Genomic DNA, 11,968 nt, shown 5'->3' with positions numbered 1-11,968 from the left:
CCTTGTCGTAGGTGCCCATCAGGTTCTCGTCGTTGAAGAACGCGTGTCCGGCCGGGTACTGGTGGAACTCCGGGCGGGTGCCGGACTCGGACTCGATGCGGGTCGCGAGGGCGTCCACGGCGTCCGGGTCGGCCATCGTGTCGTCGCGGCCGAAGTGGCCCTGGATCGGCGCGGTGAGGCCGGCGAAGCTCGGGTAGTCCTCCTTGAGGACCCCGTAGAACGGCACCGCGGCGCCGATCTTGTCGCCCTGCTGCGCGGCCAGTACGAGCACGAACCCGCCGCCCATGCAGAAGCCGACCGCGCCGACCGTCGAGGAGGTGACGGCGTCGTGGCCGAGCAGGAAGTCCACGGCGCCGCCCAGGTCGGTGGCGGCGCGGTTCACCGGGAGCTCGCCCATGAGGGTGCCGGCCTCGTCGGAGTCGTGGGTGGTGCGGCCGCCGTAGAGGTCGGGCGCCAGGGCGACGAAGCCCTGCGCGGCGAGGCGGTTCGTGACGTCGGCGATGTGGTCGGTGAGACCCCACCACTCCTGGATCACCACCACGCCGGGCCCGGACCCGGAGTCCGGGAGCTTCAGGTAACCGTGCGCGGTCCCGCCGTTGCTGGCGAACGTGACGTTCTGGATCGGGTTCTCGTCGCTGTGATCGGACATCGTCGGCGATCACACCACAGCGGCTCCGCACCCGCTCGACGGGCGCGGGTGTGACCGGCGAGACGTCCCTTTCGGACGAATAGCGTTAGCGTTACCAACGACCGGGGATTACCGTCTGAGCCCATGACCACCCTGGACGTGTCCGGTTCCCGCGCCGCGCACGACGCGGCGGTCGCCGAGCTCAGACGGGCCCGCGCCGCGTCCGGGCCGTCGGTGCAGCTGGGCAAGCGCACCTCGAACCTGTTCCGCTTCGGCGACCGGGACCGCCCGGCACCGGCCACGGTGCGCCTGGACACCTCCGCGCTCAACGGCGTGATCGGTGTCGACCGGATCGCCCGCACCGCCGAGGTCCAGGGCATGACCACCTACGAGACCCTGGTCGACGCGACGCTGGCGCACGGGCTGATGCCGCTGGTGGTCCCGCAGCTCAAGACGATCACCCTGGGCGGCGCGGTGACCGGGCTGGGCATCGAGTCGACGTCGTTCCGGCACGGGCTGCCGCACGAGTCGGTGCAGGAGATGGACGTCCTCACCCCGGAGGGCGAGCTGCTCACGGTGACGCCCGACGGCGAGCACGCGGACCTGTTCCACGCGTTCCCGAACTCCTACGGCACGCTCGGCTACGCGCTGCGCCTGGTGATCGAGCTGATGCCGGTCAAGCCCTACGTGAAGCTGACCCACCTCCGCTACCCGGACGCGCAGGCGGCGACCGAGGCGATCATCGAGCTCAGCGACCTGAGCCGGTCGGGGCACGAGCGGAGCGCAGGCGGAACGGGCATCGGCACGGTCGACTTCCTGGACGGGACGGTGTTCTCGCCGGGGGAGCAGTACCTGACCGTCGGCGAGTTCGTCGACGAGCCGATGCCGGGTGCGCGGGTCTCCGACTACACCGGCCAGGAGGTCTACTACCGGTCGCTGCAGCGCCGGCCGGTGGACCACCTGAAGGTCCGGGACTACATCTGGCGCTGGGACCCGGACTGGTTCTGGTGCTCGCGGGCGTTCGGTGTCCAGCAGCCGTTGGTGCGCCGTTTCTGGCCGCGTCACCTGCGCCGCTCGGACGTGTACCGCAGGCTGGTGGCACTGGACCAGCGTTACCAGGCCAGCAACCATGTCCGTCGTGCGTTCGGTGCGCCGGAGGAGGAGATGGTGATCCAGGACGTCGAGATCCCGGTCGCGCGGATCCCGGAGTTCCTGGAGGTGTTCCACCGCGACGTCCGGATCGCACCGGTCTGGCTCTGCCCGGTCCGGCTGCGCGGGCAGCGGACGTGGCCGCTGTACCCGATGGACCCCGACGAGCTCTACGTCAACGTCGGGTTCTGGTCGTCGGTCCCCGAGGTACCCGGGAAGCCGGACGCGCACAACCGGCTGGTGGAGGAGCTCGTCGCCGACCTCGGCGGGCACAAGTCGCTCTATTCGACGGTTCACTACGACGAGGACGAGTTCTGGGCGCGCTACAACGGCCCGGCGTACCGGGCGGTGAAGGACCGCTACGACCCGGCGGGCCGCGCGCAGGACCTGTTCAGCAAGGTGACCGGCCGCTGACGCAGCGGTTCGAGAGAAGCGGAGCGGAACGAGCATCCGCACCGAGCAGCGAGACATCCGTACGACGAGGGAGTGGGGGCAGAGGACGATGACAGGGTTGATCGAGCGGACACAGGTGACGTCGCCGCCGGTGGCCGACCTGCTGACCAGCGTGCTCGGACCGAACTCGCCGATCCGGGTGGAGGCCTTCGACGGCTCCACGACCGGGCCGCGGGACGCCGAGATCACGCTGCACGTCCGCACCCCGCGGGCACTGGCACGGCTGGCGTCCGCGCCCGGTTCGCTCGGGCTGGCGCGGGCCTACGTGACCGAGGACATCGACGTCGACGGCGATCTCTACGCCGCGCTGCGGGCGCTCTCGGAGGTCACGCTGCACTCCCTCCCGCGCCGCGAGCAGCTGCGCCTGGCCCGGCAGCTGCTGCCCTACTGGCGCGAGCACCACGTCCCGCCGCCGGAGCTGGAGGCGCGGCCGAAGGGCCTGCTGCACTCCCGCCGTCGCGACTCCCAGGCGATCTCGCACCACTACGACGTCTCGAACACGTTCTACGAGTACGTCCTCGGCCCGTCGATGACCTACACCTGCGCCGCCTACCCGGACGCGGACGCGACGCTCGAACAGGCCCAGGCCACGAAGTACGAGCTGGTCTCGGCCAAGCTCGCCCTCCAGCCGGGGATGCGCCTGCTCGACGTCGGGTGCGGCTGGGGCGGCATGGTCATGCACGCCGCGGCCGAGCACGGGGTGCGCGCGCTCGGCGTGACGCTGTCCCGCGAGCAGGCCGCGTGGGCGCAGGAGGCGATCGAGCGCCGCGGCCTGTCGCACCTGGCGGAAGTGCGCCACCAGGACTACCGGGACGTGCCGGACGGCGTCTACGACGCGGTCAGCTCGATCGGCCTGACCGAGCACATCGGCAAGGCCAACCTGGGCTCCTACTTCTCCTCGATGTACGCGAAGCTGCGGCCCGAGGGGCGGATGCTCAACCACTGCATCACCCAGCCGTTCCGGCCGACCAAGCGCCACACCGACCCGTTCATCAGCCGCTACGTCTTCCCGGACGGCGAGCTGGAGACGATCGGTTTGCTGGTCACCGCCATGAACGACGCCGGGTTCGAGATCCGGCACGCGGAGAACCTGCGCGAGCACTACGCGATGACGCTGCGCGACTGGGGCGCGAACCTGGAGCGCAACTGGGACGACGGCGTCGCCGAGGTCGGGGTCGGCCGGGCCCGGGTGTGGCGGCTCTACATGGCCGCGTGCCGCCTCGGGTTCGACCTGGACAACATCCAGCTGCACCAGGTGCTGGGCGTGAAGCTCGGGGAGAACGGCTCGTCGGCGTTCCCGCTGCGGGGCGAGCACGGCGCCTACTGACCGGTGTTCACCGGCGGGCTAGGCCTCGAAGCGTGACACCAGGACCGGGCTGCCGGCCTCGTCGGTGACGACGAAGCCGGTGGCCCGGTCCCGCAGCACCGACGAGTTGAGGTTGCACTCCATCTCGGCGCCCCCGGTGCCGACGAACTCGCCGGCCCCGACCGTGCGCCCGGCCGTGTCCAGGACGGCGGCACGGTAGGTCCGGCCCTGGTCGAACCCGCTGGCGGTGAGCTTGAGCTCCACACCCCAGGTGTGCGGGACGACGCCGGCCTCGGCGTCGATACCCGGGCGCAGCGCCTGGACGTCGACGCTCTCCAGCGGCCCGTCCGACGAGCCGGGCGCCAGGGCCGTCCCGAGCCCGACGCCGGCCAGCGCGATCACCGCGGCGGCCGCGGCCATGCGCAGTGTCGCCGCTCGTGGGGTCGCCGCCCGTGAGGTCGCCGCTCGTGGGGTCGCCCGCGGGTTCGCCGCGCGCGGGCGGCGGCGTAGCGGGCGGAGGACACCGTTCCCGTCCGGAGTGGTGTGCGGGTGCGGGACCGGGGTCGTCTCGATCGTCGGCGGGTCCAGGGGCGTGCGGGGTTGCCCGGCTCCGGCGCCGGCCCCGGGGTGGGCCGTCTGCTCCCGGGAGTCGGTGTCTCCGCCGTCCCGCTCGGCCCGGATGCGGCCGAGGATCGCCGCGAGACCGGGATCGGCCCCGTCGGGTCCGGGGTCGCCGGCCGCAGGGTCGTCGGCCGCGGGGTCGTCGGCCGCGGGGTCGCCGGCCGCGGGGTCGCCGGCCGCGGGGCCTGCGGCGAGGGCGTCGGGGTCGACGGCGGCCAGCGGGCGCACCAGCGGCAGCAGGTCGTCGGCCTCCGCCCGGCACTCCGGGCACTCCCTCAGGTGCGCGTCGACCTCGGCCCGCTCGTCGTCGTCGAGCTGGTCCAGGACGTAGGCGCCGAGCCGTTCGCGGAGCTCGCGGTGGCGCTCGTCCGGGATCGGGGTCTTCACAGCACTGCTCCCATGTCGTCCATGATCTGCCGCAGGTTCTTCAGGCCGTAGAACACCCGGCTGCGCAGCGTCCCGACGGCCACCGACTGTTCCGTCGCGACCTCGGCGTAGGGCCGCCCGCGCAGGTAGGTCTCGACGACGGCGCTGCGCTGTTCCGGGCCGAGCCGGCCCAGGGCGTCCTCGAGCAGCCACGTGGTGACCAGGTCGTCGCTGAACGCGTCCCCGGCGCGCCCGGCGTCGCGCCCCTCGGCGAGGTCGGCCAGGTCGCCCGGGTCGGTCGGCGACCGGTCGCCCGGGCGGCTGCGGGCCCGGCGGACGTGGTCGATCACCGCGTTGCGGGCGATCCCGAACAGCCACACCCGCATCGAGGCGATCGACGGGTCGTAGCGCTCGGCGTTGCGCCAGGCCCGGACGAACACCTCCTGCACGACGTCCCCGGCGGCGCCCTCGTCGCGCAGCGCCCGGGCGGCGAACCGGTGCAGCTCCGCGCCGTGGGCCCGGTAGGCGGCCTCCAGGTCGGACTCCCGGCGCAGGTCGACCGGCCCGTCGAGCACGGCCGGAGAACGCTTGTCCAACCCGGTCTCCCCCTTCGTCCCGACCCCTCCGGCATCGGAGCGCCCGGGCGCGTGAACGGTGCATCGCCGTGTCGTCGTCCCCAGGGTCCTGCCGTACAGGTGGAGCGCTGCGGTGACCATCCACTATGCCTACGTCGGGCGGGGCGGCGCCGTTCATTCCGGGGCCGGATTTCTCCGGTTCGCCAGATTCCCCGCCGGATGCCCGTCGGATGTCCGTCGGATGTCCGGTCAGACACGCAGGGCGGCGTGGGCGGCGGCGACGGCCCGACCGGCGTAGCCGCCGCCGAACAGCACCGTGTGCACCAGCAGCGGGAACAGCTGGTGCAGCGGGACCCGCGCCTCCCAGCCGTCGGCCATGGGTGAGGTCTGGTGATAGCCCCCGCGCAGGGCATCGAGGTGCGGGAGCCCGAACAGGTCGAGCATGGCCAGGTCGGTCTCGCGGTGCCCGCCGTGCGCGGCCGGGTCGATCAGCGCGGCACCGACGCCCGCAGTGCCGGTACCCGTTCCGCCTGCGCTCCTCCCGGGCCCCCACAGCACGTTGCCCGACCACAGGTCACCGTGCAGGCGCGCCGGTGGCTCGGGCGGCCCGGCCAGCTCCGGAAGCCGGGAGCAGACCTGCTCGAACACGCCGGTGTCGCCGAGGTCCCCGGCGTCGCGGGCGGCGCGGACGTAGGGCTCGACCCGCTCCGCGGCGTACCACTGCGGCCAGCTCGCCGCGTTCGCGCCGTTGCGCATCCGGGTGTGCCCGATCCACGCCTCCTCGGGCCCGCCGGGGGGTGCCGCGCCGAACCCGTCGGCGCCGGCGTCGTGCAGCACGGCGAGACGACGGCCCAGCTCCGCGGCGTGCTCCCGGGACGGACGGCCGGGTTCGACGAACGTCGTGACCAGCCACTCGTCGTCGGCGCCGAGGACCTCGGGCACCGGAGGGCCGCCCGGGACGGCGATCCAGGCCAGCCCGGCCGCCTCGGCCGGCACCGACCCGGGGTCGGACGCGCCGTTCTTGCACACCACGACGCGCCCGTCGTCGAGCTCGCAGCGGGCCGGGACGCCGCCGTGCTCGCGCCGCACCCGCGCGCCGGTGAGGCGCTCGACGACGGGGGCGAGAACAGTCACGCGTTCCGTTTCACGTACTCGACGAGGCCGGGCATCGCGGCGCGGACCATGTCCAGGACCTCGGTGAACCCGTCCGGGCCGCCGTAGTAGGGGTCCGGGACCTCGGCGTCGGCCCCGGCGTCCGGGGCGAACGAGCGGAGCAGGCGCACCCGCTCCGGCTCCGGCGCGCTGGACCGCAACGTCCGGCGGTGACCGTCGTCCAGGGCGATCAGCAGATCCGCCGAGAGCGCCTCGGAGTCGACCTGGCGCGCGGTGTGGGTGGTGTCGTAGCCGTTGTCGGCCAGGGTCTGCGCCGCGCGCTCGTCCATCGGGGACCCGACGTGCCAGTTACCGGTCCCGGCGCTGCTCACGCGCACGCGGTCGGAGAGCCCGATCGCCTCGATCTCGGCGGCCAGGACCTTCGCCGCGATGGGGGACCGGCAGATGTTGCCGCTGCAGACGAAGGAGACGTGCACGCCCGTACCGTATGCGCCCGGACGCCGACCGGTGGTCGAGGGCCGCCCCGAGGCCCGGTCGGGGCACCCCCGTCGACCGTGACGCGCGACCGCAGGGCCCGCGCCGTCGTCGCCGGTCGTAGGGTGGTCCGATGGCGTTGCATCCTCCGTCCGGCGGTACGGCAGGACCGCCCGGTCACGACCTGCACCACCACGGCGACGTCGACGCGGCCGAGGGGCTGGTCGACTTCGCGGTCAACGTGCAGGGCGACGGACCGCCGCACTGGCTGCGCGACCGCCTCGCAGCGACCCTGGACGGCCTCGGTCGCTACCCCGGTGCCGAGCACGACGCGCAGGCGCGCGCCGCGGCCGGCGCCCGGCACGGCCGCCCGCCGGAGCAGGTGCTGACGCTGGCCGGCAGCGCCGAGGGGTTCGCCCTGCTGCCGTCGCTGGCCCCGCGGCACGCCGTGGTCGTGCACCCGGGCTTCACCGAGCCCGAGGCCGCACTGGACGATGCCGGGATCGAGGTCACCCGGGTGCTCACCCACGCCCGGGACGGGCACGTGCTGGACCCGGCCGCCGTCCCGGCCGACGCCGACCTGGTCGTCATCGGGAACCCGACGAACCCCACCGGGGTGCTGCACCCGGCCGAGGTGATCCGCTCGCTGGCCCGGCCGGGGCGCGTGCTGCTGGTCGACGAGGCGTTCGCCGACGCCGTGCCCGGGGAGCCGGAGTCGGTCGCGGGGGACACCACGCTGGCCGGGCTGCTGGTGTTCCGCTCGCTGACCAAGACCTGGGCGCTGGCCGGGTTGCGCGCCGGGTACGCGCTCGGCGACCCGGTGTTGCTGCAGCGGCTCGCCGCGCCGCGGCCGCAGTGGCCGGTCTCCACCCTGGCGCTGGAGGCGATCGTGGCGTGCTGCGAGCCGGCCGCGCTGTCCGCGGCCGACCAGCGCGCCCGCGAGCTGGCCGGGCACCGGGTGGAGCAGACCGCGGCCCTCGACGCCCTCGAGGGTGTCGACGTGCTGCACGGGTCGGCGCCCTACCTGCTGCTGCACCTGCCCGACGGCAGCGGCGACATCGTCCGCGCCAGGCTGCGCGAGGAGGGCATCGCGGTACGCCGCTGCGACACGTTCCCCGGACTCGGCCCGGACCACCTGCGCGTCGCGGTCCGCCCGCCGCGCACCGCCCGCGTGCTCGTCGAGGCCCTCGACTCCGCGCTGCGCGACCTGGCCGTGCCGGCATGACCGCCGACGTGCTCCTTCCCGCGGAGGCGGAGTCATGACAGCTCGCCTGCGGGACGTCGTCGAGGTGCTGGAGGCGGCCTACCCGCCCGCGCTGGCCATGGACTGGGACGCCGTCGGGCTCGTCTGCGGCGACCCCGACGACAAGGTGTCGCGGGTGACCTTCGCCGTCGACCCGGTCGTCGAGACGGTCGCGGAGACCCTGGCCGGGGAGTCGCAGCTGCTCGTCACCCACCATCCGCTGCTGCTGCGCGGGGTGCACGGTGTCGGCGCCGACACGCCTAAGGGTGCGCTGCTGCACCGCATGGTCCGGGGCGGCGCGGGCCTGTTCACCGCGCACACCAACGCCGACTCGGCCGACCCCGGCATCTCCGACGCCCTGGCCGCGGCGCTGGGGGTGCGGGTGGACGGGCCGTTGCAGCCGTCGCCGGCGCCGGCGCTGGACAAGATCGTCACGTTCGTGCCGGTCGGGCCCGCGATCGGCGCCGTGCACGAGGCGCTGTCGGCGGCCGGGGCCGGGCAGGTCGGGGACTACAGCCACTGCTCGTTCGCCACCGCCGGGACCGGCCAGTTCCTGCCGCACGCCGGCGCCGACCCGGCCGTCGGCGAGGTCGGGAAGCTGAGCCGGGTCGCCGAGACCCGGATCGAGATGGTGCTCCCGCGCGGGCGCCGACGCGCCGTCGTCGACGCACTGCGGGCCGCGCACCCCTACGAGGAGCCCGCGTTCGACGTCCTGGAGATGGCCGACCTGCCCTCGGCGTGCGGCCTGGGCCGGGTCGGGGAGCTGGAGCGCCCGGAGTCGTTCGCGGCGTTCACCGAGCGGGTCGCGGCCGGGCTGCCGGGCACCGTGTGGGGCGTGCGCGGCGCGGGCGACCCGGACCGCGAGATCCGCCGGGTGGCGGTCTGCGGCGGGGCGGGCGACTCCGCGATGGACGCCGCGGTCGCGGCCGGGGTGGACGCCTACGTCACCGCGGACCTGCGCCACCACCCGGCGTCGGAGCACGTGCTGGCCGGGACCGGGCCGGGCTCGGCCACTCCGGCGTTGGTCGACGTCGCGCACTGGGCCTCGGAGTGGCCCTGGTGCGCACAGGCCGCGGATGTCGTCGCCGCGGCCCTCGGCGGTAGCGTCGAGGTCCGCGTCTCCCGGATCCGCACCGATCCGTGGACGACCGCCGCGCACCCGAGCACGGCCGCGGTAACCCCGCAGGACTGACGAGAACGAGGCAGGCCCCGATCATGAAGACGAAGGTGACGATCCTGTGAAGGCCGACGTCGCAGCGCAGACCCGGCTGCTGGAGCTGGCCGGGGTCGACGCCGAGATCGGGCGTCTGGAGCACCGCAGGCGCACGCTGCCCGAGCACGCCGAGCTCGCCGAGGCGGAGAAGGACGTGCAGGCCGCCAAGGACGCCGTGGTGCGCGCCGAGACCCAGGCCGGGGACCTCGACCGCGACATCCGGCGGATCGAGCGCGACGTCGAGGGCGTGCGCGCCCGCACCGAGAAGGACCAGGCGATGCTCGCCGGGTCCGGCGTCGGAGCGAAGCAGGCCACCGAGCTGCAGCACGAGCTCGACACCCTCGCCCGCCGCCAGGGCGTGCTGGAGGACGAGCAGCTCGAGATCATGGAGCAGCGCGAGGCGGTCGGGATGGACCTGCAGCACGCCCAGCGCACGCTGGCCGAGGCGGAGGGGGCCGTCGCCGCCGTCACCGAGCGCCGCGACACCGCCGTGGCCGACCTCGACGCCGCCCGGACCGGACGTGACCGGGCGCGCGCGGAGCTGGCGCCCACGGTGCCCGAGGACCTGATGGCCGACTACCAGCGCCGCCGCGAGGGCGGCAAGGTCGGCGCCGGGCTGTTGCGTGAGGCCCGCTGCGGGGCCTGCCGGCTCGAGCTGGACCGCACGTTCCTCTCGCAGGTCCGCGGCACGGCCCCCGACGAGGTCGTGCACTGCGAGGAGTGCGGCGCGATCCTGGTGCGGACCAAGGAGTCCGGCCTGTGAGCCGGAAGCTGGTCGTCGAGGCGGACGGCGGCTCGCGCGGCAACCCCGGGCCGGCCGGCTACGGCGCGGTGGTCCTCGACGCCGACGGCGAGACCGTGCTGGCCGAGGTGTTCGACGGGCTGGGCCGGGCCACGAACAACGTCGCCGAGTACAACGGGCTGATCGCCGGGCTGGCCGCGGCGCTCGAGCTGGGCGCGACCGAGGTGGACGTCCGGATGGACTCCAAGCTCGTCGTCGAGCAGATGTGCGGGCGCTGGAAGGTCAAGCACCCGGCGATGGTGCCGCTGGCGCAGCGTGCCCGGGACCTGGCCTCGGAGTTCGACCGGATCGACTACGAGTGGATCCCGCGGGCACGCAACTCGCGCGCGGACGCGCTGGCCAACAAGGCGATGGACGGCGGGTCGAGCCCGACGGTGGCCTCGGCCCCCCTCGGTGGCGCCACCGAGAGCAGCGACCCGACCGGGGCGACGACCGAGGCGCTCTCCCGCCGCGACGTCGTCACGGCGGTGGCCGGGCCCACGGTCGCGCCCGGAAGGTCCTCGACCGACGTCGCGGCGACGGCCTGGACCGGCCAGATCGGCGTGCCGACCCGGCTGATCCTGCTGCGCCACGGCCAGACCGAGCTCTCGGTGCACCGGCGCTACTCCGGGCACGGCGACCCCGAGCTGACCGAGCTGGGCCAGGCCCAGGCCGCCGCGGCCGCCCGCGCGCTGGCCGAGCGGTTCACCGCCGAGGACGTCGAGGTCGCGGCCATCCTGACCTCGCCGCTGCGCCGGGCCCGCCAGACCGCCGCGGCGCTGGCCGAGACGACCGCGGCCCCGCTGCAGGTTCGCGACCGGCTGATCGAGACCGACTTCGGCGGATGGGAGGGCCTCACGTTCGCCGAGGCCCGCGACCGTGACCCGGATCTGCATGCGCGCTGGCTCGGCTCGTCGGAGATGCCCCCGCCCGGCGGCGAGAGCTTCGCCTCGGTGGGGGAGCGGGTGAGCGCGGAGAAGGACGCGATCCTGGGCGAGTTCCCGGGCCGGACCGTCGTCCTGGTCAGCCACGTGACCCCGATCAAGCTGCTGCTGCGCGACGCGCTCGGCGCCGGACCGTCGGTGCTCTACCGCCTGCACCTGGACCTGGCCTCGGTGAACGTGGCCGAGTTCTACCCGGACGGCGGAGCATCGGTCCGGCTGGTCAACGACACGTCCTATCTCGCGGGTCTCTGAATCGATCTTGCGTTACCCGTCCGGGGTGGGTGTGACTCCGGACGGTGGACGGCCCTTGTCCGGTGATCCCCGTACGGGCGATGATTCTCGTGCACCGTCCGGAGGGTTCCGGTCACGGAGCGTTGAGGTCGGGTACATCCGGGCGTTCGCGGGGAGCGGTGGGACAACGATGTCGGTCGAGCACATCCATGACTACGGGTACGACATGGCGCACGAGATGAAGACCATCGCGAGGATGCCGCAGCAGCGCCGGGGCACCTCGCGCCCGGTCATCCAGGGCCTGGCGCCCCGGGACCAGGACCCGGACACCGACTTCAGCCACGACCAGGCCCACGAGCTCTGACCCCGCCCCTGCGCACACGAGCGGCGCGGCCGTCGGAACCTTTCCGACGACCGCGCCGCTCGTTCGTGCGGGGAGGGCTCAGCGCACCCCGGTCAGGGTGACTACCGCCCAGAGGGCGGTGGTGGCCGCGGCCAGGCCGAGCGGGACAGTCAGGGCGCCGAGCGCGACGAACGTCCCGAGCCGCGGCGGCTCCCCGCGGCCGCCGGCCACCCGTCGCCAGAGCAGGGTGGCCAGCGACCCGGTGTAGGTCAGGTTCGGGCCGATGTTCACCCCCAGCAGCACGGCCAGCACGATCGCCGGGTGCGCCGCCGTCCCGACGGCGCTGAGCAGCACCAACGTGGCGGGCAGGTTGTTCACCAGGTTCGCCAGCACGGCCGCGATCCCCGCCACGGCCAGCAACCCGGCCAACGAGGGCGTCGACGGCAGCAGCGAGGCCAGCCCGTCGGCGAGCCCGCGCGAGCTCACCGCCGCGACGACGACGCCGAGTGCCAGCACGAACAGGCAGAA

The 11,968-nt window shown here is 74.2% G+C and carries 13 protein-coding genes; 7 read left to right on the top strand and 6 right to left on the bottom strand.

Features of this window, described 5'->3' with window-relative positions; translation table 11 throughout:
• On the bottom strand, positions 1-649 hold a 649-nt coding region (locus I4I78_RS22845; protein ID WP_218613520.1), incomplete at its 3' end, for a dienelactone hydrolase family protein.
• 123 nt (positions 650-772) lie between these two features.
• Between I4I78_RS22845 and I4I78_RS22840 the strand changes: the two genes are divergently transcribed.
• A complete protein-coding gene (locus I4I78_RS22840) occupies positions 773-2,191 on the top strand; it encodes an FAD-binding oxidoreductase (RefSeq protein ID WP_218613519.1) in 1,419 nt (472 codons plus the stop codon).
• 88 nt (positions 2,192-2,279) lie between these two features.
• On the top strand, positions 2,280-3,557 hold the full coding sequence (locus I4I78_RS22835; protein ID WP_218613518.1) for a cyclopropane-fatty-acyl-phospholipid synthase family protein: 1,278 nt from the start codon (positions 2,280-2,282) through the stop codon (positions 3,555-3,557).
• Positions 3,558-3,575: 18 nt separating this feature from the next.
• Here the strand turns inward: I4I78_RS22835 and I4I78_RS22830 are convergent, their stop codons facing one another.
• From I4I78_RS22830 to I4I78_RS22815, 4 genes are all read right to left on the bottom strand, one after another.
• Positions 3,576-4,544, bottom strand: a complete 969-nt coding sequence (locus I4I78_RS22830; protein WP_218613517.1) for an anti-sigma factor — start codon at positions 4,542-4,544, stop codon at positions 3,576-3,578.
• A complete protein-coding gene (locus I4I78_RS22825) occupies positions 4,541-5,119 on the bottom strand; it encodes a sigma-70 family RNA polymerase sigma factor (protein ID WP_226380260.1) in 579 nt (192 codons plus the stop codon). The genes I4I78_RS22830 and I4I78_RS22825 overlap by 4 nt, the downstream gene beginning before the upstream one ends.
• A gap of 228 nt (positions 5,120-5,347) precedes the next feature.
• Entirely contained in the window at positions 5,348-6,232 is an 885-nt protein-coding gene (locus tag I4I78_RS22820; RefSeq protein WP_218613515.1) for a fructosamine kinase family protein, read from the bottom strand.
• Positions 6,229-6,687 (bottom strand): low molecular weight protein-tyrosine-phosphatase, encoded by a 459-nt coding sequence (locus tag I4I78_RS22815; protein WP_218613514.1) that lies wholly within the window; start codon positions 6,685-6,687, stop codon positions 6,229-6,231. Before I4I78_RS22815 ends, I4I78_RS22820 begins: the two co-directional genes overlap by 4 nt.
• A gap of 131 nt (positions 6,688-6,818) precedes the next feature.
• Here I4I78_RS22815 and cobC point away from each other — a divergent pair, with 131 nt between their 5' ends.
• The 5 genes from cobC (at position 6,819) to I4I78_RS22790 (ending at position 11,461) form a co-directional block, all read left to right on the top strand.
• Positions 6,819-7,910, top strand: a complete 1,092-nt coding sequence (gene cobC / locus I4I78_RS22810; protein ID WP_218613513.1) for an Rv2231c family pyridoxal phosphate-dependent protein CobC — start codon at positions 6,819-6,821, stop codon at positions 7,908-7,910.
• A gap of 34 nt (positions 7,911-7,944) precedes the next feature.
• Complete coding sequence (locus I4I78_RS22805) at positions 7,945-9,120, top strand: YqfO family protein (RefSeq protein ID WP_218613512.1); 1,176 nt, start codon at positions 7,945-7,947, stop codon at positions 9,118-9,120.
• Positions 9,121-9,166: 46 nt separating this feature from the next.
• The gene (locus I4I78_RS22800; RefSeq protein WP_218613511.1) at positions 9,167-9,904 is read left to right on the top strand and encodes a zinc ribbon domain-containing protein; all 738 of its coding nucleotides are present in this window, start codon (positions 9,167-9,169) and stop codon (positions 9,902-9,904) included.
• Positions 9,901-11,118 (top strand): bifunctional RNase H/acid phosphatase, encoded by a 1,218-nt coding sequence (locus tag I4I78_RS22795; RefSeq protein ID WP_308252297.1) that lies wholly within the window; start codon positions 9,901-9,903, stop codon positions 11,116-11,118. Before I4I78_RS22800 ends, I4I78_RS22795 begins: the two co-directional genes overlap by 4 nt.
• A gap of 169 nt (positions 11,119-11,287) precedes the next feature.
• The gene (locus I4I78_RS22790) at positions 11,288-11,461 is read left to right on the top strand and encodes a hypothetical protein (protein ID WP_218613510.1); all 174 of its coding nucleotides are present in this window, start codon (positions 11,288-11,290) and stop codon (positions 11,459-11,461) included.
• Positions 11,462-11,539: 78 nt separating this feature from the next.
• Here the strand turns inward: I4I78_RS22790 and I4I78_RS22785 are convergent.
• Positions 11,540-11,968, bottom strand: a 429-nt coding sequence (locus I4I78_RS22785; RefSeq protein ID WP_275957997.1) for an ArsB/NhaD family transporter, incomplete at its 5' end; no start/stop codon positions are given.

The sequence above is a fragment of the Pseudonocardia sp. KRD291 genome (assembly GCF_019263595.1).
Lineage (GTDB): Bacteria > Actinomycetota > Actinomycetes > Mycobacteriales > Pseudonocardiaceae > Pseudonocardia.
This window is presented reverse-complemented; position numbering and strand designations above follow the sequence as displayed.